The organism is Azospirillum sp. A23 (assembly GCF_042938965.1).
Classification (GTDB): domain Bacteria; phylum Pseudomonadota; class Alphaproteobacteria; order Azospirillales; family Azospirillaceae; genus Azospirillum; species Azospirillum melinis.
Window position 1 is genome coordinate 152,655 of sequence record NZ_CP170663.1, and the last position, 20,811, is coordinate 173,465.

The window sequence follows — 20,811 nt, forward strand, 5'->3', positions numbered from 1 at the left end:
TTCTAAGTATATTGCCCTGAATTATTTGGTTTGATTTTCGAGAATGCTCCGACAGTATCGGACGATACGCAAAAATCGGGAGTTCATGCGCATGGCAAGCGTTCGCGTTGCGGCATGGCCAATCGTTATGATGGGCCTTTCCGTGTTTCTCACCTCCAAGGCGGGTGCCCAGCAGGCCAACATCACCGGAAGCGTGACGATCCAGCAGCAGGAGGTGATGAAGGGTAGCGTACCCCTGCGGCGGATCCTGGAATCCGGCGCTCATTTCTTCAGCTATCCCTACTTCCCGCAGGATGGCTGGGGCGAGGGCGCGGACGGCCCGCGCGCGTGGCAGCGCAAGGCGCTCTACCCGAATTCGCCTTTCAGCCCCTACGCGACGGCGGATGGGACCGTGCCGCCGCCGATCCCCTTCCTGCGCCTGAACGGCATCGACAGCCAGAGCTGCTACGAGTGCCACACGTCGATCGGCGCCACCGTCCAGCCCGACCTCGCCGGCGCCAACCCGCCCGGACCGGCGACCCGCACCCAGCCGGCGATCGGCGGCGCCGCCGGCATCGCCAACACTGCCTTCATCAACGGCCAGTTTCCCAACCCGCTGACCCAGCTGGTCCGCAACCCGCCGCACGTGTTCGGGACCGGCTACACCCAGGCGCTGGCCAACGAGATCACCGGGCAGCTGCTCGGGCAGCAGGCCCTTCTCGCCGACCATGCCCGCTACACACCCGACAAGCCGGTGACCCTGCCGCTGGCGGCCAAGAACCTGTCCTTCGGCTGGCTGGGCGCCACCTACGACAGCAAGGCGCAACGGATCGTCTATGATTACAGCCGGCTGACCGGGGTCTCCCCGGATCTGGTCGTGCGCCCGTTCCAGTGGAAGGGCATCGCCTCGTCGGTCCGCCACTTCGCAGCCTCCGCGACCCAGTTCCACTTCAGCATGGAAGGGGTGGAGATCGTCGGGGAGAACAACGACAACGACGCCGACGGGGTGATCAACGAACTGAGCTACGGCAACGTCGGGGCGCTGACGAGCTTCGTCGCGATGACCCGGCCGCCGGTGGTCGAGACGCCGACCGATCCGGCCGCCAAGGCCAGGGTGGCCCGCGGCGCGGCGCTGTTCGCCGGCACGGCGGCCGACGCCGGGCTTCCGGCCGGCATGTGCGCGTCCTGCCATGTTCCGGCGCAGACGCTCGACCGGCCGGTGGTGACGATCGAGTGGGGCACCGTGCTAGGGCATCCCGATCGGGCCGGCTCCGACGCCGGGATCGCGCTGCCCTCGCGGGTCCAGGGGCGTGCCGAGGAAACGCGCAGGCGGACCGTCGCCTCGCCGACCCTGGTCAACGCCTTGCCCGGCACCGACCATCTGCCGGTGGTGCGCGAGGCGCGGGCGCGGCTGGCCAAGGCGTCGGCGGATGCCGGCGCGGCCGTCCGCCAGGGCGCGCCGGACGCGGCGGTCGCCGCCCTCTACGCCAAGGCGGTCGCCGATGCCGACACCGTGGCGGTCGGCGGGCTGGAGATCAACCTGAACACGCTGGCGAGCCGGGCGGCCACGACGATGCCATGGCAAAATCTGGACGGCGGAAAGGCCGAGGATCAGGCAGGGCCGCTGCCGGCCTACGCCCGCGCCCGGCTGCCCTTCAAGACGCCGGACGCTCCCCTGGACGTGCCGCTGCTGAGCGACCTGCGCCTGCACGACATGGGCCCCTGCCTCGCCGACATCGCGCCGCAGGGCACCGACGTGGCGGACATCGCCGTTCCCCCGCAGCAATTCCTGACCCGGCCCCTGTGGGGCGTTGCCGACAGCTGGCCTTACCTGCATGACGGGCGCGCGCTGGATCTGGTCCAGGCGATCCGCTTCCATGGCGGTACCCGCCCGGACAGCATCGCAGCCGAGTTCCCCTATCAATGCGCCGGCAGCGAAGCGGACCCGGTGATCAACGCCTTCTACGCCTTGAACCCTGGCGACCAACAGGCACTGATCGCTTATCTGGCGAGCTTGCGTCTGCCGCCCCTGCCCGGAGCGGTGGTGCCGTTCTGACCGAATAGCGCGCTTCGGCTCCGGCGGGCGGAATGGTGTCGACGAGTTCGAGGATTCGCCGGTCATTGAAACAGTCGACCCATTCCAAGGTGGCGAACTCGACGGCCTCCAGACTACGCCATGGTCCGCGGCGCCGGATCGGGTTCCGTTGCAAAGTTTGACGGTGGGCGCGGAGAGGCGCGGCGCCCACGTCGTCAAGCGGCCCAGTTGGTGCTATCGGCGTCCTGCGCCGAGCGCGAGGGCAGCGCGACCACCTTGACGGCAAGGCCGCCACAGGATGTCTCGCGGTATTTCGGATCCATGTCCCTACCGGTCTCGAACATCGTTTCGATGACCTTGTCGAGCGAGACGAGCGGTTCGCTGGTCCGGTGCAGGGCCATGCGCGTCGCGTTGATGGCCTTCATGGCACCCATGGCGTTGCGTTCGATGCAGGGAATCTGCACCTGTCCGCCGACCGGGTCGCAGGTCAGGCCGAGATTGTGCTCCATCGCGATCTCGGCGGCGATGCACACCTGTTCGGGACTGCCGCCCATCAGGTCGGCCAGGCCGCCCGCCGCCATCGAGCAGGCGACACCGACTTCGCCCTGGCAGCCGACCTCGGCGCCGGAGATCGAGGCGTTCCTCTTGTACAGCGCGCCGATGGCGGCGGACGCCAGGAAGAAGCGCACGCAGGCGTCGTCGTCCAGCGGCTTGATGAAGTTGTGATAATAGGCGAGCACCGCCGGGACGATGCCGCAGGCGCCGTTCGTCGGCGCGGTGACGACGCGTCCGCCCGCCGCGTTCTCCTCATTCACGGCGAAGGCGAACATGTTCACCCAGTCGACCACATTCATCGGATCGCGCGACAGCGCTTCCGACGACGCCAGCTGGCGGCGCAGCAGGGCGGCCCGGCGGGGCACCCGCATCGGCCCCGGCAGCACGCCCTCGGTGGTCATGCCACGCTCCATGCAGGCACGCATCGTCTGCCAGATGGTGGAGAAATAATCGCGGATTTCCTGATGACTGTGCAGGCTGAGTTCGTTCTGCAGGATCAGGCCGGAGAAGGACAGGCCGGTCTTGCGGCAATGCGCCAGCAGATCGGCGGCCGAGGTGTAGGGGTAGGGAAGCTCCACCTCCTCTCCGCTCTGCTTGCCGAAATTCTCCTCGTCGACGACGAAGCCGCCGCCGATCGAATAATAGGTCTTGCCCAGCAGGAGCCGGTCGCCGTCGAAGGCCTGGATCGTCATGCCGTTCTCGTGCCGGGGCAGGTTGGACCGGTGGAAGGTGATGGCGGTCGGCGGGAAGTCGATCTGCCTGCCTTCCCGGCCAAGCGGAAGGCGGTGCGAATTGCGCACCTGTTGCAGAAAGGCGGGGATGGTGTCGATGACGACGCTGTCCGGCAGGTTGCCGGCGAGGCCCAGCATCAGGGCGGCGTCGGTGTGGTGGCCCTTGCCGGTCAGCGCCAGCGAGCCGTAGATGTCGACCGCGACGCGGGTGGTGACATCGACGCCGCCGCAGGAGCGCAAGGCATCCACGAACTGCCTGGCTGCCCTCATCGGTCCCACCGTGTGCGAGCTTGAGGGGCCGATACCGACCTTGTAGAGGTCGAACATGCTGATCATGGCTTGCTTCCTTCCTGTGGACGGCCCTGGGGCGATGGTCTTCTCTTCGCCGCTTCAGGCGGCGGCCCGTCACGTCTGGACGGGGCACCACCCGAAGCGGAAAGCGGTATGGGCGTCAGAGGCTGAGCAGGGAGTAGAGGATGGCGGAGATCGCCACGCTGCCGATGAACATCACCACCACGTTGCCCGGCTGGCCGGCATATTTGCGCATCGCCGGCACCTTGCGGATCGCGTACATCGGCATGATGAAGAGCAGGGCGGCGATGATGGGGCCGCAGAGCGATTCGATCATGCCGAGGATGCTGGGGTTCAGGGTGGCGGCGATCCAGACGGCGGCGACCATGAACAGAGCGCTGAAGCGGTTGATCGCCTTGAGGTCGATGGACTTGCCCTGGCCGCGCAGATGCTGGGAGATCAGCCCGTTCAGACCTTCGCGGGCGCCGAGATAATGGCCGAAGAAGGATTTGGTGATCGCCACGAAGGCCACGGCCGGGGTCAGCAGCGCCATCAGCGGGTTGTCGAACTTGTTGCCGAGATAGGACAGGATGGAGATGTTCTGGGCCTTCGCGTCGGCCAGTTCCTGCGGGCTCAGGCTGAAGACGCAGCTGAAGACGAAGAACAGGACGACCAGCACCATCATGACGACCGCGTATTTCTCGATGCGGGTGGTCTGGGATTCAGCCTCTTCGCCATAGTGGTTCTGCTGGGCGACGACGAACCGCGAGATCGCCGGGGAGTGGTTGAAGGAGAACACCAGGGCCGGGATGCTGAGCCACAGCGTCAGGCTGAACTGTCCGGCGGTCGGCACCTGGTCGAGGATCGCGCCGTTCCAGTCGGGGGCGAGATACAGGCCGATGCCCATCAGCACCACGACGAAGGGATAGACGAGCCAGCTCATGACCCGGACGACCATCTGTTCGCCCAGCTTGATGACGGCCATCAGTCCGAGAATCAGGCCGAGCGACAGCAGGATGCGGGGCGGCGGCACCATGCCCAGCTGATGCACCATGAAGCTCTGGACCGTGTTGGTCAGGCCGACGCCGTAGATCAGCAGGATCGGCAGGATGGTGAAGAAGTACAGCAGGGTGATGAGCTTGCCCGCGGTGCTGCCGAAATGCTCGGTCACGACCTCGGTGATGTCGCTGCCCGGCTTCGACGAGGACAGGATGAAGCGGCACAGCCCCCGGTGGGCCAGATAGGTCATGGGGAAGGCGATGACCGCCATGACCGCCAGAGGCCAGAAGCCGCCAAGACCGGCATTGATGGGAAGAAAAAGCGTTCCCGCCCCAATGGCGGTTCCGAACAACCCAAGCATCCACATGGTATCATGCTTGGTCCAAGACAGTGGAGGATTGCCGAGTCTCGTGGATTCCGTTGAGATGCTGACCATTTTATGCCTCCAGCATGCCTTCCATCGTGGATCTTCAAGCCATCACGGTAAGGCTGCGCTTTGTTGACCTGGAGGAAGCCTATCAACGCTCCGCTTGCAATTCCCGGCTGAACTCAGGAGCGGTGGAATAGCGAAATGAGCGGCGGAATGGAAAAATGAGCGGAGGCCGCCGGAAGTGAGCGGCGCGATGGAGGAATGGGCGGTGCGGCAGGCGGTGCCTTTCGCCGCATCTCCAACCCGGTCCCGACCGCCGCTTCTCCCTGGCCTTTCGGCCGCGAATGGGTCAAACCAAGCGCCTCAACCAAGCATAAGCCGTCGCTCGCCTGCCCGCACCGGACGGCCCGGACGCGCAGGTGCAGGGAGTCCTGACCGATGCAAATTGACCCCGTGGGCCTCTCGCTGGTCCTTCTCCAGCAGATGTGCGTCTATCTCGTGGTGGCCTATCTCCTCAGCCGGACGAAGATCTTCATTCCGCTGACGCACGCCACGATCCGGCCGCCGCACAAGCTGGCCTGCTACGTCATCTTCTCCCTGTTCTGCATCATGGGGACGATCCTCGGCATGCCGGTGGTCCATGCCATCGCCAACACGCCGGCGATCGGCGCGGTGCTCGGCGGCCTTCTCGGCGGGCCGCTGGTCGGGCTTGGGGTCGGCATCACCGGCGGGCTTCACCGCTATTCGCTGGGCGGGGCCTTCGCGCTCGCTGCCGGAATCGACATCGTTGTACAGGGGGTGCTGGGTGGCCTGATGCACCGCCATCTCATCCGGCAGGGCAGGACCCGCGCCCTGTTCGATCCCGTAAAGGCCGGTGCCCTGACCTTCGCCGGGGTGCTGCTGGAACTGCTGATCGACCTTGCGGTGGCGAAGCCCTTCGACCAGACGCTGGAGATCGTGCGGCTGATCGCGGTGCCGGAACTGATCGCCAACTCACTGGGTGCCGCGCTGTTCATGGGGATCCTGATCGACCGCCGCGCCCTGATCGAGCGGCAGTCCAGCCTGTTCTCCGCCAAGGCGCTGGCCATCGCGGCGCGCGCCGACGGCGTGCTGCGGCGGGGCTTCAACCAGGAAAACAGCATGACCGTCGCGCGGATCATCTATGAGGAGACCGGGGTGGGCGCCGTCGCCATCACCGACCGCGAGAAGATCCTCGCCTTCATCGGCATCGGCGACGACCACCATCTTCCCGGCACACCGATCTCGTCGCTGAACACGTTGGAGGCCATCGCGCACAATGAAGTTACCTATGCCGACGGCAACGAGGTGTCCTATCAATGCTCGATCAGCCCGACCTGCCCGTTGGGGGCGTCGCTGGTCATCCCGCTGGTCGGCGAGGACAGCCATGTCATCGGCACCATCAAGCTGTATGAACCCAAGACCAAGCTGTTCTCCACCATCAACCGGACGCTGGGCGAGGGCATAGCCAAGCTGCTGTCGAGCCAGATCCTGGCCGGCCGCTATGAACAGCAGAAGGCTTTGCTGGCACAGGCGGAAATCAAGCTCCTGCATGCCCAGGTCAATCCGCATTTCCTGTTCAACGCGCTGAACACCATCGCCGCCGTCACCTGCGACGAACCGGAGAAAGCGCGTGACCTGATCGGCGACCTGTCCACCTTCTTCCGCATGAACCTCAAGCGCCCCAGCGAAATCGCCTCGTTGGCCGAGGAGATCGAGCATGTGAACGCCTATCTCCAAATCGAGCGGGCGCGCTTTTCCGACAGCCTGACGGTGGACATCGACATCCCCGACAGTCTTGGCCGCGTACGGCTGCCTGCCTTCACGCTTCAGCCCGTCGTCGAAAACGCGATCAAGCATGGCACGTCGCAACAGCTCCGTCCGGGGTATGTCGCGATCAGCGCTCGCGAGGACGGCGATGAACTCGTCATCGACGTGCAGGACAATGCCGGACTTTACGAGCCGAAGCCGGCCGGGCAGGGGCTCGGCATGAGTTTGGTGGACCGCCGCATCAGGAACTGTTTCGGCCCGTCCTATGGTGTTACGGTCGCGTCCGACCGGGATGTCTTCACCCGCATCACGATCCGGGTTCCGCTGGAGGCCGCATCCAAATGATCACCGCCCTCATCGTCGATGACGAACCGTTGGCCCGAAAGGAGCTTCGACGCGTCCTCTCGAAGGCCGACGACATCGCCATCATCGCCGAATGCAGCAACGCCATCGACGCCATCGGCGTGATCAACCGGGAAAAGCCCGAGCTCGTGTTCCTGGACATCCAGATGCCGCGGGTGAGCGGCATCGAGATGCTGAGCATGCTCGACCATGAGAGGATGCCACATATCGTTTTCCTGACCGCTTACGACGAGTATGCCGTGCAGGCGTTCGAGCAGCATGCCTTCGACTATCTGCTGAAGCCGGTCAACCAGTCCCGCCTCGACAAGACCCTGGAGCGCCTCCGTCGCGACCGCGAGCCACAGAAGATCGGCCAGCTTCCGGGCGCCAACCAACTCCGCCAGATCCCATGTTTCGGACAGCACCATGTCCAGTTGGTGAGGATGGAGGAGGTCGAATATGTGGCGTCCGGTGTCAGCGGCGTCTGTGTGGTCACCACCGACGGCAGCGAACTGCCGACCGAGCTGCCGCTGCATATCCTGCAGGATCGAACGCCTCTGCTGCGTTGCCACCGGCAATATCTCGTGAACATCGACGTCATTGAGAAGATCAATTTTCTGGAGAATGGCTTGGCGGAGATTCGAACGAGACGCGGGCAGATCATCCCCGTCAGCCGGCGTTTCTTCCCGCAGATCAAGGAGAGGCTTGGAATCCTCTGATCCGGCTTGAGCCTGCGGGAAGTCGGACGGCTCTGTTGCAAAGTTTGCGGGCAGGCGCGAGATGATGGTTACCGGCATCATCGCCGACGCTATTCGTCCTGGAGTTCGAGCTGCTGGCTGATGAACCGGACGGCGTCGGCAAGCGCGCCGGGTCCGACGTTGAAGGCCCGTTCGACGAGGCGCGCCTTGCCCCGCATGTCGCGGGCGATGTTGACGCTGAACGCTTGGTCTTTGCGGAGCGCCCGCATCACCTCAAAGCCCTTGATCGTTGCGTAGGCCGTCTTCAGGGTCTTGAAGCCTCGCACCGGGCGGATCAGCTGCTTCAGCTTGCCATGGTCGATCAGCTCGCCGGGCCGTTGGCGGCGATCCGGATTTGTTCATGGTTGGGCGGTCGGACCGAGTCGGCGGAAGGCGGCCGCGTAGGACCGGAGCTTGTCGGTGGTGACCCGGGTTGGCGCGAAACCATGTTTCTTCAGCAATTTACGCATCAGCTTGCGGGCTGCGGCTTTATCGCGCCGGCTCTGGACCAGCACGTCGAGAACAAAGCCGTCCTGGCCCATCGCGCGCCACAAACAGTGCTTCTTGCCCGCGATGCCGAGGACGACTTCATCCAAGTGCCATTTGTCGCCTTGGGCCAGGCGACGTCGCCGGATGCGGGTGGCGATCGCGCGCCCGAACTTCAGGCCACACTGACGGATCACTTCATGGCTCACCGTGATGCCGCGCAGCGCCACCATCTCCTCGACCATGCGCAGGCTCAAGGGAAAGCGGAAGTCCGGGTACACCGCGTAGCTGATCGCCTCGGCAGGGAACCGGTAGCCGGCGTACATCGGATCGGGGCGCGCCGTCATGCCGGCCTATACCGTCACACCGGCGTCCCCGGCCAGCCCGAACTTGACGGTGCCCTCTAAACCGAGGCCGCCGCCGGTTCCATCAGGCGACGAGGAACCCCGATCCGACCGGGTCGTTGCGGTCGATGACCCAACGGGCCGTCCCCAGGATGCTGGCGGTGCCCTTGACGGTCGGCCGCACCGCGCGCACGCCGTTCAGGCGGGTCTCGCCGAGCAGGCAGCCTTCGAAGGTGCCGCTGCCCAGCAGGCCCTCGGAACGGATCGTCTGGCCGATGGTCATTTTGCCGCGCGCCTCGAACATGGCCATCATGGCGCTGGTGCCGGTGCCGCCCGGCGAGCGGTCCAATTGGCCGGCGCTGAACACATGGACGTTCTTGTAGAAGGCGCCTTCGATGGTCGGCTCATGCCAGAAGGTCACGAAGTTGAAGTTGTTGATGTGGGCCGAGGCCGGGTGCTGGATGGCGACCTTCTGGCGCAGCTGCTCGCGCGCCAGCACGCCGTAGCGCGACAGCGCCGTGCCGTTCTCCGGACCGATGCGCAGGGCGGTGCCGGTCAGGTCGATGATGCCGAAATAATTGCCGCCCCACACGATGTCGGCCTTCAGGGGGCCGATTTCGGGCAGCTCGAACGGCACGTCCTGGGCCGCGACATAGGCCGGTACGTTCTCGAACCGGGTCCACAGCACGGCGTCGCCGTCCGTCGCCACCTCGGCCACCACGAGGCCAGCGGTGGTCTCGAAGCGGATGGTGGTGCGGTCGCCCTCGCCGCGCCGGACCAGCCCCAGCGCCACCATGGCCATGGCCACGGCAATCGTGCCGTGCCCGCACATGTGGGAATACTGGGTGCCATCGATGTAGATCAGCCCGGCGTCGGCATCCGGACCGGACGGAGGCGTCAGGAAGACGCCGAACATGTCCTTGTGCCCGCGCGGTTCGCGCATCAGGGCGCAGCGCAGCCAGTCGTAGTGGGTTTCGAGGAACTGGCGCTTCTCCAGGATGCTGGAGCCGGGAGGATAGGGAATGCCGCTGTGGACGATGCAGAGCGGCTCACCCTCGGTATGGGTGTAGACAACGTCGAACACGTCTTGCTTGTGCATGACTTGAGGCCTCTCGGGGTGTTGGCGGGAAGAAAGGGGACCGGGACGGGGTCAGCGCCGCTTCGACAGCACGTGGAGCCCCACGGTCAGGTCGAGAAGAACGATGGTGACCGCGGCCACCGCGATGGTGATCGACGAGACCGCGGCGATGACCGGGTCGATGGTGTACTGGACGTAGTTGAAGAGCTTGACCGGGATCGTCGTCAGCTCAGCGGTGGTGTTGAAGATGCTGAGCTCGACGTTGATCCAGGACGAGATGAAGGCGAAGATCGCCCCGCTCGTCAGTCCGCCGCGGATCTGCGGCAGCACCACCAGCAGGAAGGTTTCAAAGGGCCGGGCGCCGAGATCGGCCGAGGCCTCCTCCAGGGCGCGCTGCTCGGGCGTCAGTTGCGGCAAGACGGAGCGCAGCACGAAGGGCGTCACGATCACCACATGGCCGACCAGCAGGGCCGCAAAGCTGCGCATCAGGCCCAGGGCGGCGCAGTATTGCAGCAGGGCCGCGCCCAGCACCACATGCGGCAGCACCAATGGCGACATCAGCAGCGACAGCAGCGTCCGCTTGGCCGGAAAATCATGGCGCGCGATGGCCAGGGCCGCCGGCAGGGCGAGCAGCACCGCCCCCGCCGTGGCCGCCAGCGCCAGCGCCGTGCTGGTTCCGAAGGCCGCCACGTAGGAGGTGTCGGCCAGCATCCGACCGTACCAGTCCAGCGTGAGGCCCTGAGGCGGGAAGGCCAGATAGCTGGTGGCGGTCAGCGACGCGCCGACGATGACCACGAGCGGCAGGACGAGATAGGCCATCACCGCCCAGGCGACGATCCGCAGGAGAACGCGCGCGATCATGACCGGTTGCCTCCGCCGCTGCCGATCCGCCCGGCCAGCGCAACCAGCACCAGCGTGAAGACCAGGAGGGTGATGCTGAGCGCACCGCCGTAATGGACGTCGAACACCGTGCTGTATTGCTGGAAGATCAGCATCGGAAAGACGGTGATCTTGCCGCCGCTCAGCAGCGCCGGCGTCACGTAGGCGCTCGCCGCCAGGGTGAAGACCATGATCACGCCCGCGATCAAGCCGGGAAGGCACAGGGGGAAGGTTACGGTCCAGAAGGTCGTGAAGGGGCTGGAGCCGAGATCGGCCGAGGCCTCCTCCAGCGTCGGGTCCACCGTGGCCAGCGCGTTGCCGACCGCCAGGACGATGAAGGGCAGAAGGATGTAGACGAGGCCGATCACGATGCCCGTTTCGGTGCCGAGGAAGCGGACCGGTCGTTCCAGCAGCCCGATCCCGACCAGCGTGTCGTTGACCAGACCGTTGCGGCCGAGCAGGATCATCCACCCGAAGGACCGGACGATGTTGCTGGTGAACAGCGGCAGCAGCAGCAGGATGACGCAGCTTCGCCGCAGGACGTTCGACGACACCACCCGCACCAGATAATAGGCCAGTGGATATCCCAGCAGCGTGACGGCCAGCGTGGTCAGCGCGGCGATCCGGAAGGTGACGGCCAGGACGTCCCAATGATACTGGTCGAGCAGGACGCGGGCGTAGTTGGCGAGGGACGGCGCACCGCCGGCCATGAGGCTGGAGGAGAGCACGACGACCATCGGCACGGCGAAGAAGGCCACGAAGAAGGCGACGGGGGCGGCCAGCAGCGGCAGGGCGCGGCGCAGGGCGGTGGGCGGCGCGGCGGCGGGGACCATCGCGGGGTCGCCGGTCAGGGCGGCGGTCATGGCGCCGGCTCGCCAACGACGACGTGCAGATGCTCCGGGCGGAAGCCGACGACGACCTGGGTTCCCCGGCCCAGGCCGGCGCCCGGCATGCCCAGGCGGCGGCTCGCCAGCAGGGCGTCGCCGACCCGGACCATCACGAGGGTCTGGCCGCCGGTGTTGATCACGTCCTCGACGATGCCGCGTTCGGTGAGGAAGCCGGGCGCGTCGGCCCGGTCGAGAAGCTCCAGATGCTCGGGCCGCAGCACGCCGGTGCGGCTGTGACCGGCGCCGGTGCCGGGCCTGGGGCTGGACCAGGTGCTGGGATGGGGGCCGGGATCGGGAATGGCCGCCGACCCGAAGGCCAGCCGCAGCCCACCGTCGCCGTCCACCGCGCCGGGCAGCAAATTCGCCTCCCCGATGAATTCGGCGACGAAGCGCGTGGCCGGCGTCGCGTAGACCGCCGTCCCCGACCCGACCTGCTCGATCAGGCCGCGATTCATCACGACGATCCGGTCGGCCATGCTCATCGCCTCCTCCTGGTCGTGGGTGACGAACACGAAGGCGATGCCCAGCTTCTCCTGCAGATGCTTCAGCTCGATCTGCATCCGCTTGCGCAGCTTCATGTCGAGCGCGCTCAGCGGTTCGTCCAGCAGCAGCAGCTTGGGCCGGTTGACCACCGCGCGCGCCAGGGCGACGCGCTGCTGCTGCCCCCCAGACAGCTCGCGCGGGTAGCGCGCGCCCAGCGCTTCCAGCCCGACCAGTTGCAGCGCCTGTGCTGCTCGCTCCGCTGCCTCGCCCCGCGGAACGCCGTGCCGGCGGGGGCCGTAGGCGATGTTGTCGAGAACGCTCATGTGTGGGAACAGGGCGTAGTTCTGGAAGACCGTGTTCAGGGGCCGCCGGTGCGGCGGCAGCCGCGTCACGCTGTCCCCGGCGATCCGGATGTCGCCGGAATCGGGGGTGAGGAAACCGGCGATGCAGCGCAGCAGCGTGGTCTTGCCGCAGCCGCTGGGGCCGAGCAGGGCGATGAACTCGCCATGCTCAACCTCCAGCGACACGCCCTTGAGCGCGTGGAATCCACCGAAACGCTTGCCGAGATCGCGGATGGACAGTAGGGCCGGGGGCATGCCTTGGTCCCCTTACTGGCGCGCGAGTTCGCGGTTCCAGGCGTCGGTGATCGCGCCCCGGTCGCGGTTGATGTCGGCCCAGTTGAAGAGTTGCAGGTTCTTGACCGATCCGCCGACACCCCAGGGCAGCTTGCGCTCGATGTCCGGCGCCACGGAGACGCCTTGCACGGACGGGCCGAGATAGAGCTTCTCGGCGAGGCAGGTGGCGGCCTGCGGGGTCAGGGCGGTGTCGATGAAGCGTGCGGCTTCGGCCGCACGGGGCGTGCCCTTCACCAGATGCAGGCGCGCGTCGGTCGCCCACACACCTTCCTTGGGAACGACGAAGCCGATCGGCAGGCCCTTGTCCGCCAGATCCCAGGCGCCGACGCTGAAATGGGCGCCGACGATCGCCTCGCCGCTCTGATAGGCGTTGGAGGCCGCGCCCGAGCTGTCGAAATAGAGCGCGGTGTCGAGGGTCTTCAGCTTCGCGAAGGTCTTGGACAGGTCGTTGGCCGGGTTGCCCCAGATCTTGTTGAGAAACAGGATGAAGGGAACACCCGACGAGTTGGCCGGGGACGGGATGGTGACGGCGCCCGCGAATTCCGGGTTCCAGAGATCGTTCCACGAGGCCGGGGGCGTCTTGACCTTTTGGGTGTTGTAGGTCAGCCCCAGCGAGTAGTAGCCGGTTCCCACCGCGAAGACGGTGCCGTCGGCCTTGTAGACCGCTTCGGGCGAGACTTTCGCGAGGTTCGGCACGGCCTGCGGGTCGATGGCGCCGGTGACGCCGGCGGCCTGCGCCAATTCGCTGATGCCGCCGTCCATCCAGGCGACGTCGATGGTCGGCGCGCCCTTCTGCTGCTGGAGCTTGGCCAGCGTCACCGTCGAGGTCCCGATCTCGGGGACGACCTTGATCCCGGTCGCCTTGGTGAAGGGTTCCGCGACGCAGGTCCTGAAGGCATCGCCCCAATTGCCGCCGTACCAGGCGACGGTCAGGGAGGTCTGCGCGGCGGCGGGCTGGGCGGCGGCAATTGGGGCGAAGGCGGCACCTGCCATCAGAGCGGCGCAACAGGTGGCAGCACGCAGAGAAGTCATGACGCTCTCCCTCGATGTCGGCCCTTGCGGGCGTGAAACCCTTGCAACAGGGTCGATGCTAGCCAGCGGGCGGCTTTTTCCGATAGAAGATTGCGGACGGATGCTTGAATAATTCCGACATGAGCAGCGAACACCCCGGCACCCGACCCCCTTCCGGCGCGGACCCAGGCATAGTCCCCGGTACGGTCCCCCGCCTGCGGATCGGCTTCGTCCTTCTGGATCAATTCACGCTGACCGCCTTTTCGGGGCTGATCGACGCGGTCCGGCTGGCCGCCGATCTCGGCGGGCGCAGCCGGCAGATCGACGCCAGCTGGACGGTGATGAGCGTCGGCGGGCAGGCCCGGCGGTCGAGCTGCGGCGTGCTGGTCACGCCGAACGAGGATCTGCGCGATCCGACGTCGTTCGACTACGTCGCGGTCTGCGGCGGCAACGATTACCTGAACGACGTCCAGCCGGCCCGTCTGACCGACTATCTGCGGCGAGCGGTGTCCGGCCGCGTCCGGCTGCTCGGCGTCTGCACCGGGACCTTCGCCATCGCCCATGCGGGCCTTGTCGGCAGCCGGCGGGTGTGCGTCCATTGGAACGTCCTGGACGCCTTCCTCGAGCGTTTCCCGACCGTCACCGCCACGGTCGACCAACTGTTCATCGACGAGGGCGACCTGATCACCTGCGCGGGATCGACCGCCGCCATCGATCTCGGCCTCTATCTCATCGGCCGACACTGTGGGGGTCAGAAGGCGCGGCAGGCGGTCCGTCACATGATGCTGCAGGACATCCGGTCCGCCGCGCTGCCGCAGGCTCATTTCTATGCCAACCTGGACGGCATCGCCGACATCCGCGTCCGGCAGGCGTCGCATTTTATCGAGCAGAGGCTCGATTCCCCACCGTCGGTCGAGGCCATCGCCCGCTATGTCGGGGTGAGCGCCCGACAGCTGGAGCGAGCCTTCCAGGCGGCGCTCGGCGTTTCGCCGGCGGCCTTCCAGCGCCGGTTGCGGTTGGATTACGGGCGTTGGCTGCTGGAGAACACGCGCCGCTCGATCACAGAAATCGCGTTCGATTGCGGGTTCGCCGATACCGCGCATTTCTCACGGGATTTCAAGGCCCAGTTCGGCCGCATGCCGAGCAAGGCGCGCGGCCCCGCGCCGGGTTTGTGAAAGCACCGTCAACTTGGAGTGCTGCCACAGGACGGACGAGAAACTATGGCAAGGATACAGAGCCGGAACATTGGGCATAACAGGGGCACCGTCAAGTTCGCGCTGGCAGGGGCGCCGACGGGATAGGGCCGGCATGACGACGCGCCCCAACCCGATGCCCCGACCCGATGTGCGTCGGCTACGCTTCACTGCCGAGGTGATCAGCTAGGCGGTGTGCCTATACCTCCGCTTTCCGCCGAGCTTTCGGATGCTCGAGGAGTTGCTGGGGCTGCGTGGGATCACGGTCAGCCATGAAACGATCCGTCAGTGGGGCCTGAAGTTCGGCTGCGAGATCGCGGATCGGTTGCGCCGGCGGGCGCCACGCCGGGGCGATAAATGGCACCTCGATGAAGTGATGCCGACCATTGCCGGCAAGAAGCGGTATCTCTGGCGCGCCGTCGACCGCGATGGCTTCGTGCTCGATGTGCTGGTGCAGAGCCGGTGCGATGCCAAGGCGGCCAAGCGCCTGTTTCGTAAATTGCTGAAAATGCAGGGCCGTGCGCTGCGGGTGCTGGTGACTGAACCGCTCCGGGTTTCCTGGAGGCCATGTGTGTTGAGTCACACCGCCATGGCGACGTCCTCGGTTTGGGCATAGTAGCGGGCTTCGGCATCGGCGGGCGGAATGTTGCCGATGGGTTCGAGGAAGCGTCGGTGGTTGAACCAGTCGACCAACTCGAGGGTGGCGAACTCGACAGCCTCCAGGGTGCGCCATGGCTCACGGCGCCGGATCACTTCGGTCTTGTAGAGACCGTTGATGGTCTCGGCCAAGGTGTTGTCGTAGGAATCGCCGACACAGCCCACGGAGGGCTCGACCCTAGCTTAGGTGAGACGCTCGGTGTAGCGAATCGCAACATATTGCGATCACTGGCGCCTCGTTGACTGTCGATGGCGGCCTGTCTCTGTGACTCATTCCGTTCGCCAGCTTTAAGGCAAGGAACCTTGCCCTGGCGCAGCGTCGAGCCTCCTTTGCAGACACCACCGGTCTCAGGGGTAAGCCGAAAGCGGCATCGGACAAAGACGTGAGATGGGATCGCGAGATTCCGATGGACGATGACAAATTTTTAATCTTAAAGTTATGCGCGATGTCAGCGTCCATCGTCTCAACCGCCATGCGCACATGCTCATCAAGCGGTTCATCAATGTTTGTCATGATCCGAACAAGCATTTTGTTCTGTATGTCTGGCGCGTTTGTTCTGCACAGAAAATACGCTTTCGGCAAATAGGCGGACGGATCGCCAAGATTTGTTTCGCGAGTGGCGTTACGGAACAGGTTGCGGTTCTTGCGCGCCTGCTGTCTCGCGGGAGGGTACGGCACCAGCAAACAAAACACGTCCATCTGGAAAGGATCCATGATGATGAACGTCATCACCACCAAGGACGGGACGACGGTCGCGGAACGCGATTGGGGCAAGGGACGTCCAATTCTGGCCCGCCACAGTCGATTACTGTCATTGCGATCCCGGAATCGGCCTCCCAATGGCCGGGGGAGTTCCATGATTGCAGCAATGGCTGCCAGTGCCGTTCCGGTCCGGCCACGGGCGGCCGGTATCGGCAGACTGCCTCCAATCATCCTTGCGATTGCCTGCCTGTGGCTGGCCGGCGCAAATGCCGGGGGGCCAGGCCCGGCCCATGCCCAGGCGGCCGGGGCTGGCGCACCGCCGGTGACGGTCAGCCGGCCGCTGCGCAAGGACATCGTCGAATGGGATGAATTCACAGGCCAGTTCCAGGCCGTGGATTCCGTGGGGATCCGTGCCCGGGTCAGCGGCTATCTCGATTCCGTCAACTTCCGTGACGGCCAGATGGTAAAAGCCGGCGATCTGCTGTTCGTCATCGACCCACGCCCCTTCGAGGCGACGCTCGCCTCGGTCCGGGCCGAACTGCAGCAGGCCGAAGCCAAGCTGGATCTGTCGAACCGTCAACTGGCCCGTGCGGCCGAACTGCGGCGTAGCGACAATGTCGCCGCCAGCGTCTACGATGAGCGGCAGCAGCAGGTCCGCGTCGATGCCGCCGGGGTCGAAGTCGCCAAGGCCTCCGTCCGCACTGCCGAATTGAATCTCAGCTTCACGCGCATCCTGGCGCCGCTTGCCGGCCGCATCAGCCGCCGCGAGGTCAGCGTGGGCAATCTGATCGCCGGCGGCGAAGCCGGGGCGGCGACGCCGCTGACCACCATCGTTTCCCTCGACCCGATCTACTTCACCTTCGACATGAGCGAGGCCGACTTCCTCGCCTATGTCCGTGCCGCTCAGAAAGGGACCCTGCGCTCGCAGCGTGACGGCGGCATCGAGGTTGAAGCCCGCCTGTTCGACGAGCGCGACTGGACGCTGAAGGGCACGCTCGATTTCGTCGACAATCAGGTGAATGCCGGGTCCGGTACCATCCGGGCGCGCGCCGTCTTCCGCAACCCCAACAATGTCCTGACGCCCGGTCAGTTCGGGCGTCTGCGCCTGCCGGGGTCCGACCGCTATACCGCGACCCTGATCCCGGACCAGGCGGTGGTCAGCGACCAGGCCAATAAGATCGTGCTGACGGTCTCCGACGACGGCACCGTGGTGCCCAAGCCGGTGCGGCTCGGCCCGATGGAAAACGGTCTGCGCATCGTTCGGTCCGGATTGGCGGACACCGACCGGGTGATCATCAACGGGCTGGTCCGCGCCCGGCCCGGCGCCAAGGTGACGCCGCGGGAGGGGCCAATCGAGCCGCCAAAAATCGAGCCGCAGAAACCGCCGGCCGGGTGAGGGGCGACCGTCATGAACATCTCGCACTTCTTCATCAACCGGCCGATCTTCGCGGCCGTCCTGTCCATCGTCATCACGCTCATCGGCATCTTTGCCTACCTGACCCTGCCAGTCGCGCAGTATCCCGAGATCGCGCCGCCGACCATCGTGGTGAACACGACATATCCCGGCGCCTCGGCGCAGGTGGTTGCCGACACCGTTTCCGCTCCGATGGAGCAGGAGATCAACGGCGTCGAGAACATGCTCTACATGACCTCGCAGGCGACCAGCGACGGCCGTCTGCAATTGACCATCACCTTCAAGCTCGGCACCGATCTCGATACCGCCCAGGTGCTCGTGCAGAACCGGCTTGCCGTCGCCGAGCCGCGGCTGCCGGAAGAGGTGCGGCGCATCGGCGTGACCGTGCGCAAGAATTCGCCCGACATGCTGATGGTGATCCACCTGAATTCGCCGGGTGGGGAGCGCGACCAGCTCTACATGTCGAACTACGCGCTGTTGCAGATCAAGGACGTGCTGGCACGTCTGGACGGCGTCGGCGACGTGCAGGTGTTCGGTGCCCGCGACTATGCCATGCGCGTCTGGCTCGACCCCGACAAGGTGGCGGCGCGCGGGCTCACCGCCGGTGACGTCGTCCGCGCCATCCAGGCGCAGAACGTCCAGGTGTCGGGCGGCGTCATCAACCAGCCGCCGGTTCCGACCCCCGGTGCGTTCCAGCTGAATGTGGAAACGCTGGGCCGTCTCACCGATGCGCGCGAATTCGGCAACATCATCGTGAAGACCGACGGCACCGCCGTCACCCGTCTGCGCGACGTGGCCCGCATCGAGCTTGGCGCCCAGGACTACAACCTGAACGCCTACCTCGATCGCCAGTCCGCGGTGCCGCTGGTGGTCTTCCAACGGCCCGGCTCCAACGCCCTGGAAACCGCCAACCGCATCCTGACGACGATGGAGGACCTCTCCAAGGGCTTCCCCGCCGGCATGCGCTACGATGTCGTCTACAACCCCACGGAGTTCATCGCCCAGTCGGTCGAGGAGGTCTACAAGACGATTTACGAGGCCGTCGTACTGGTCGTCGTCGTCGTCATCCTGTTCCTCCAGTCCTGGCGCGCCTCCATCGTTCCCATTCTGGCCATTCCGGTGTCGCTGGTCGGCACCTTCGCCGTGCTGGCGGCGCTGGGCTATTCGCTGAACACGCTGTCGCTGTTCGGTCTGGTGCTGGCGATCGGCATCGTGGTCGACGATGCCATCGTCGTGGTGGAGAATGTGGAGCGCTTCATCAGCCGCGGCATGAAGCCCAAGGATGCCGCGCACGAGACGATGAACGAGGTTGGCGGGGCACTGATCGCCATCGCTCTGGTCCTGACCGCCGTGTTCGTTCCCGCCGCTCTGGTCAGCGGCATTTCCGGCCAGTTCTTCCGGCAGTTCGCGGTGACCATCGCAAGCGCCACGGTGATCTCCTGCCTCGTATCGTTGACGCTCAGCCCGGCGCTCTGTGCCCTGCTGTTCAAACCCCACGAGGAGCACCCGGCCAAGCCGTCGCTGCCGATGCGGCCGGTCGCCGCCTTCTTCCGCGGTTTCAACGCCGGGTTCGAGCGGCTGTCCAACGGCTATGCCGGACTGACGCGGCGGCTGGTGCGGTTGCCCTTCATCGTCCTGCCGGTCTATCTGCTGCTGCTCGGACTGACCGGCTGGCAGTTCAACCGGGCACCGACCGGCTTCATTCCCAACCAGGACCAGGGTTACCTGATCACCGTGGTGCAGCTGCCGCCGGGCTCTTCGCTCGCCCGGACCGACGAGGTGGTGCGCAAATCGGTGGATGTGCTGCTGAAGACACCCGGGGTCGTCCATGCCGTTCCCTTCGCCGGCTTCGATGGCGCCACCTTCACCAATGCGCCGAACGCCGGGGCGATCTTTGTGACCCTTGCCCCCTTCGAGGATCGCATCAGGGACGGACATTCCGCCGATGCGGTTCTGGCCGATCTGAGGCAGCGGCTGGCCGTGATCGAAGACGCCTTCATCATCACCATCCCGCCGCCGCCGGTCCGCGGCATCGGCAATGCCGGCGGCTTCAAGATGATGGTGGAGGACAAGCGGGGCCGCGGCCTGCCGGCACTCGATGCGGCCGTGACGGAGCTGTCCGCCGCAGCCAACAAGATTCCGGGGCTGGTCGGCGTGTTCACGCTGTTCAACACCAAGACCCCCAAGATCTACGCCGATATCGACCGTCAAAGGGCGGAGATGCTGGGGGTGACCGCCGATCAGGTGTTCGAGGCGCTGCAGATCTATGTCGGCTCGGCTTTCGTGAACGAGTTCAATCTCTTGGGCCGCACCTACCGGGTCACCGCGCAGGCCGACGGCCGTTTCCGCCAGGACCCGCATGACCTCGCCAATCTGAAGACGCGCAACGAGCGCGGCGAGATGGTTCCGATCGGTGCGGTGGCTGCCCTGACCGACATCACCGGCCCTTACCGTGCCGCCCGCTACAACCTCTACCCGGCGGCGGAGCTGCAGGGCAACACGCTTCCCGGCTTCTCCACCGGCTACGCCCTGGCCGCCATGGAAAAGGCCGCCGCCGAGGTGCTGCCGGACGGTTTCGGTTTCGAGTGGACGGAATTGGCCTATCAGGAAAAGGCTGCTGGAAACAGCGGCTTGATGGTCTTCGGGCTGTCGGTGCTGTTCGTCTTTCTGGTGCTTGCGGCCCAGTATGAGAGCTGGACCATGCCGCTGTCGGTCATCCTGATCGTGCCCATGTGTCTGTTGGCGGCAGTGACCGGATTGATGATGCGTGGCATGGCTGTCGACATTCTGGCCCAGGTTGGCTTCGTTGTTCTGGTCGGTCTTGCTGCCAAGAATGCCATCCTCATCGTCGAATTCGCCCGCCAGAACGAACTCTTCGAGGGGAAGAACCGCTTCGAGGCGGCAGTGGAGGCGGCGCGTACACGGCTTCGTCCGATCCTGATGACCTCTCTCGCCTTCATTCTCGGCGTCGTGCCGCTGATGATCGCGCAAGGAGCCGGATCGGAGATGCGACAGACCCTGGGCACGGCGGTGTTCATGGGGATGTTGGGCGTCACCATCTTCGGCCTGATCTTCACCCCGGTGTTCTACACGGTCATCCGCCGTCTCTTCAGCAGACCCTTGGCGGTCAACCAGCATCCCGTCGCTAAGGAAGAGGTTGGTCTGCAGACGCGGCATCAGCCTGGAGAATGACAGCGTATCAGGGCAAAGCGGG

The 20,811-nt window shown here is 65.6% G+C and carries 14 protein-coding genes and 4 pseudogenes; 7 read left to right on the forward strand and 11 right to left on the reverse strand.

The annotated features are described in order from the left end of the window. Positions 1–142 precede the first annotated feature (142 nt). Entirely contained in the window at positions 143–2,035 is a 1,893-nt protein-coding gene (locus ABNQ40_RS00625; protein ID WP_146255421.1) for a di-heme oxidoredictase family protein, read from the forward strand. Here ABNQ40_RS00625 and ABNQ40_RS00630 read toward each other — a convergent pair. From ABNQ40_RS00630 to ABNQ40_RS00640, 3 genes and pseudogenes are all read right to left on the reverse strand, one after another. Further along, positions 1,932–2,174, reverse strand: a pseudogene (locus ABNQ40_RS00630) (hypothetical protein); the annotation flags it as partial. The gene ABNQ40_RS00625 and the pseudogene ABNQ40_RS00630 overlap by 104 nt on opposite strands. A gap of 55 nt (positions 2,175–2,229) precedes the next feature. Then, positions 2,230–3,636 carry an L-serine ammonia-lyase gene (locus ABNQ40_RS00635; RefSeq protein ID WP_109048654.1) on the reverse strand — a complete coding sequence of 469 codons (1,407 nt, stop codon included), beginning with the start codon at positions 3,634–3,636 and terminating at the stop codon, positions 2,230–2,232. A 115-nt stretch (positions 3,637–3,751) separates the two neighbouring features. Continuing rightward, on the reverse strand, positions 3,752–5,026 hold the full coding sequence (locus tag ABNQ40_RS00640; protein ID WP_109048655.1) for a serine/threonine transporter: 1,275 nt from the start codon (positions 5,024–5,026) through the stop codon (positions 3,752–3,754). A gap of 372 nt (positions 5,027–5,398) precedes the next feature. Between ABNQ40_RS00640 and ABNQ40_RS00645 the strand changes: the two genes are divergently transcribed. Both ABNQ40_RS00645 and btsR read left to right on the forward strand, forming a co-directional pair. Beyond that, complete coding sequence (locus ABNQ40_RS00645; protein ID WP_109048656.1) at positions 5,399–7,093, forward strand: sensor histidine kinase; 1,695 nt, start codon at positions 5,399–5,401, stop codon at positions 7,091–7,093. Continuing rightward, positions 7,090–7,809, forward strand: coding sequence for a two-component system response regulator BtsR (btsR, locus tag ABNQ40_RS00650; protein WP_109048657.1), 720 nt, complete (start codon positions 7,090–7,092; stop codon positions 7,807–7,809). Before ABNQ40_RS00645 ends, btsR begins: the two co-directional genes overlap by 4 nt. 89 nt (positions 7,810–7,898) lie before the next feature. Here btsR and ABNQ40_RS00655 read toward each other — a convergent pair. The 6 genes and pseudogenes from ABNQ40_RS00655 to ABNQ40_RS00680 all read right to left on the reverse strand — a co-directional run bounded on the left by ABNQ40_RS00655 (position 7,899) and on the right by ABNQ40_RS00680 (position 13,651). Next, a pseudogene (locus ABNQ40_RS00655) lies at positions 7,899–8,660 on the reverse strand (IS6 family transposase). Between the two features lie 82 nt (positions 8,661–8,742). Further along, complete coding sequence (locus ABNQ40_RS00660; protein WP_109048660.1) at positions 8,743–9,756, reverse strand: proline racemase family protein; 1,014 nt, start codon at positions 9,754–9,756, stop codon at positions 8,743–8,745. A gap of 51 nt (positions 9,757–9,807) precedes the next feature. Next, positions 9,808–10,596: an ABC transporter permease gene (locus tag ABNQ40_RS00665; protein ID WP_109048661.1), complete on the reverse strand. Its 789-nt coding sequence runs from the start codon at positions 10,594–10,596 to the stop codon at positions 9,808–9,810. Further along, positions 10,593–11,447 carry an ABC transporter permease gene (locus ABNQ40_RS00670; RefSeq protein ID WP_109490792.1) on the reverse strand — a complete coding sequence of 285 codons (855 nt, stop codon included), beginning with the start codon at positions 11,445–11,447 and terminating at the stop codon, positions 10,593–10,595. Before ABNQ40_RS00670 ends, ABNQ40_RS00665 begins: the two co-directional genes overlap by 4 nt. A gap of 26 nt (positions 11,448–11,473) precedes the next feature. Further along, on the reverse strand, positions 11,474–12,580 hold the full coding sequence (locus ABNQ40_RS00675) for an ABC transporter ATP-binding protein (RefSeq protein ID WP_109048662.1): 1,107 nt from the start codon (positions 12,578–12,580) through the stop codon (positions 11,474–11,476). Positions 12,581–12,592: 12 nt separating this feature from the next. Beyond that, on the reverse strand, positions 12,593–13,651 hold the full coding sequence (locus ABNQ40_RS00680; protein ID WP_109048663.1) for an ABC transporter substrate-binding protein: 1,059 nt from the start codon (positions 13,649–13,651) through the stop codon (positions 12,593–12,595). A gap of 119 nt (positions 13,652–13,770) precedes the next feature. Between ABNQ40_RS00680 and ABNQ40_RS00685 the strand changes: the two genes are divergently transcribed. Continuing rightward, positions 13,771–14,805 carry a GlxA family transcriptional regulator gene (locus tag ABNQ40_RS00685; protein WP_109048664.1) on the forward strand — a complete coding sequence of 345 codons (1,035 nt, stop codon included), beginning with the start codon at positions 13,771–13,773 and terminating at the stop codon, positions 14,803–14,805. Positions 14,806–14,959: 154 nt separating this feature from the next. After that, positions 14,960–15,376, forward strand: a pseudogene (locus ABNQ40_RS00690) (IS6 family transposase); the annotation flags it as partial. A 26-nt stretch (positions 15,377–15,402) separates the two neighbouring features. On the opposite strand, the pseudogene ABNQ40_RS00695 reads toward ABNQ40_RS00690, so the two are convergent. Together ABNQ40_RS00695 and ABNQ40_RS00700 are read right to left on the reverse strand one after the other, a co-directional pair. Further along, positions 15,403–15,705 (reverse strand): annotated as a pseudogene (locus ABNQ40_RS00695) (integrase core domain-containing protein); the annotation flags it as partial. Then, positions 15,659–16,210 carry a hypothetical protein gene (locus ABNQ40_RS00700; protein ID WP_199235625.1) on the reverse strand — a complete coding sequence of 184 codons (552 nt, stop codon included), beginning with the start codon at positions 16,208–16,210 and terminating at the stop codon, positions 15,659–15,661. The pseudogene ABNQ40_RS00695 and the gene ABNQ40_RS00700, both read right to left, overlap by 47 nt. A 127-nt stretch (positions 16,211–16,337) precedes the next feature. Here ABNQ40_RS00700 and ABNQ40_RS00705 point away from each other — a divergent pair, with 127 nt between their 5' ends. Further along, complete coding sequence (locus tag ABNQ40_RS00705; protein ID WP_247879647.1) at positions 16,338–17,579, forward strand: efflux RND transporter periplasmic adaptor subunit; 1,242 nt, start codon at positions 16,338–16,340, stop codon at positions 17,577–17,579. A gap of 12 nt (positions 17,580–17,591) precedes the next feature. After that, on the forward strand, positions 17,592–20,789 hold the full coding sequence (locus ABNQ40_RS00710; protein ID WP_158285546.1) for an efflux RND transporter permease subunit: 3,198 nt from the start codon (positions 17,592–17,594) through the stop codon (positions 20,787–20,789). Positions 20,790–20,811 lie beyond the last annotated feature (22 nt).

What these genes read in the sequence shown, in the direction of transcription:
- ABNQ40_RS00685 (WP_109048664.1), top strand. Translation starts at nt 13,771, where the DNA reads ATGAGCAGCGAACACCCCGGCACCCGACCCCCTTCCGGCGCGGACCCA.
- ABNQ40_RS00660 (WP_109048660.1), bottom strand. Translation starts at nt 9,756, where the DNA reads ATGCACAAGCAAGACGTGTTCGACGTTGTCTACACCCATACCGAGGGT.
- ABNQ40_RS00675 (WP_109048662.1), bottom strand. Translation starts at nt 12,580, where the DNA reads ATGCCCCCGGCCCTACTGTCCATCCGCGATCTCGGCAAGCGTTTCGGT.
- ABNQ40_RS00670 (WP_109490792.1), bottom strand. Translation starts at nt 11,447, where the DNA reads ATGGTCCCCGCCGCCGCGCCGCCCACCGCCCTGCGCCGCGCCCTGCCG.
- ABNQ40_RS00665 (WP_109048661.1), bottom strand. Translation starts at nt 10,596, where the DNA reads ATGATCGCGCGCGTTCTCCTGCGGATCGTCGCCTGGGCGGTGATGGCC.
- ABNQ40_RS00700 (WP_199235625.1), bottom strand. Translation starts at nt 16,210, where the DNA reads ATGACGTTCATCATCATGGATCCTTTCCAGATGGACGTGTTTTGTTTG.
- btsR (WP_109048657.1), top strand. Translation starts at nt 7,090, where the DNA reads ATGATCACCGCCCTCATCGTCGATGACGAACCGTTGGCCCGAAAGGAG.
- ABNQ40_RS00680 (WP_109048663.1), bottom strand. Translation starts at nt 13,651, where the DNA reads ATGACTTCTCTGCGTGCTGCCACCTGTTGCGCCGCTCTGATGGCAGGT.
- ABNQ40_RS00645 (WP_109048656.1), top strand. Translation starts at nt 5,399, where the DNA reads ATGCAAATTGACCCCGTGGGCCTCTCGCTGGTCCTTCTCCAGCAGATG.
- ABNQ40_RS00705 (WP_247879647.1), top strand. Translation starts at nt 16,338, where the DNA reads ATGATTGCAGCAATGGCTGCCAGTGCCGTTCCGGTCCGGCCACGGGCG.
- ABNQ40_RS00635 (WP_109048654.1), bottom strand. Translation starts at nt 3,636, where the DNA reads ATGATCAGCATGTTCGACCTCTACAAGGTCGGTATCGGCCCCTCAAGC.
- ABNQ40_RS00710 (WP_158285546.1), top strand. Translation starts at nt 17,592, where the DNA reads ATGAACATCTCGCACTTCTTCATCAACCGGCCGATCTTCGCGGCCGTC.
- ABNQ40_RS00640 (WP_109048655.1), bottom strand. Translation starts at nt 5,026, where the DNA reads ATGGTCAGCATCTCAACGGAATCCACGAGACTCGGCAATCCTCCACTG.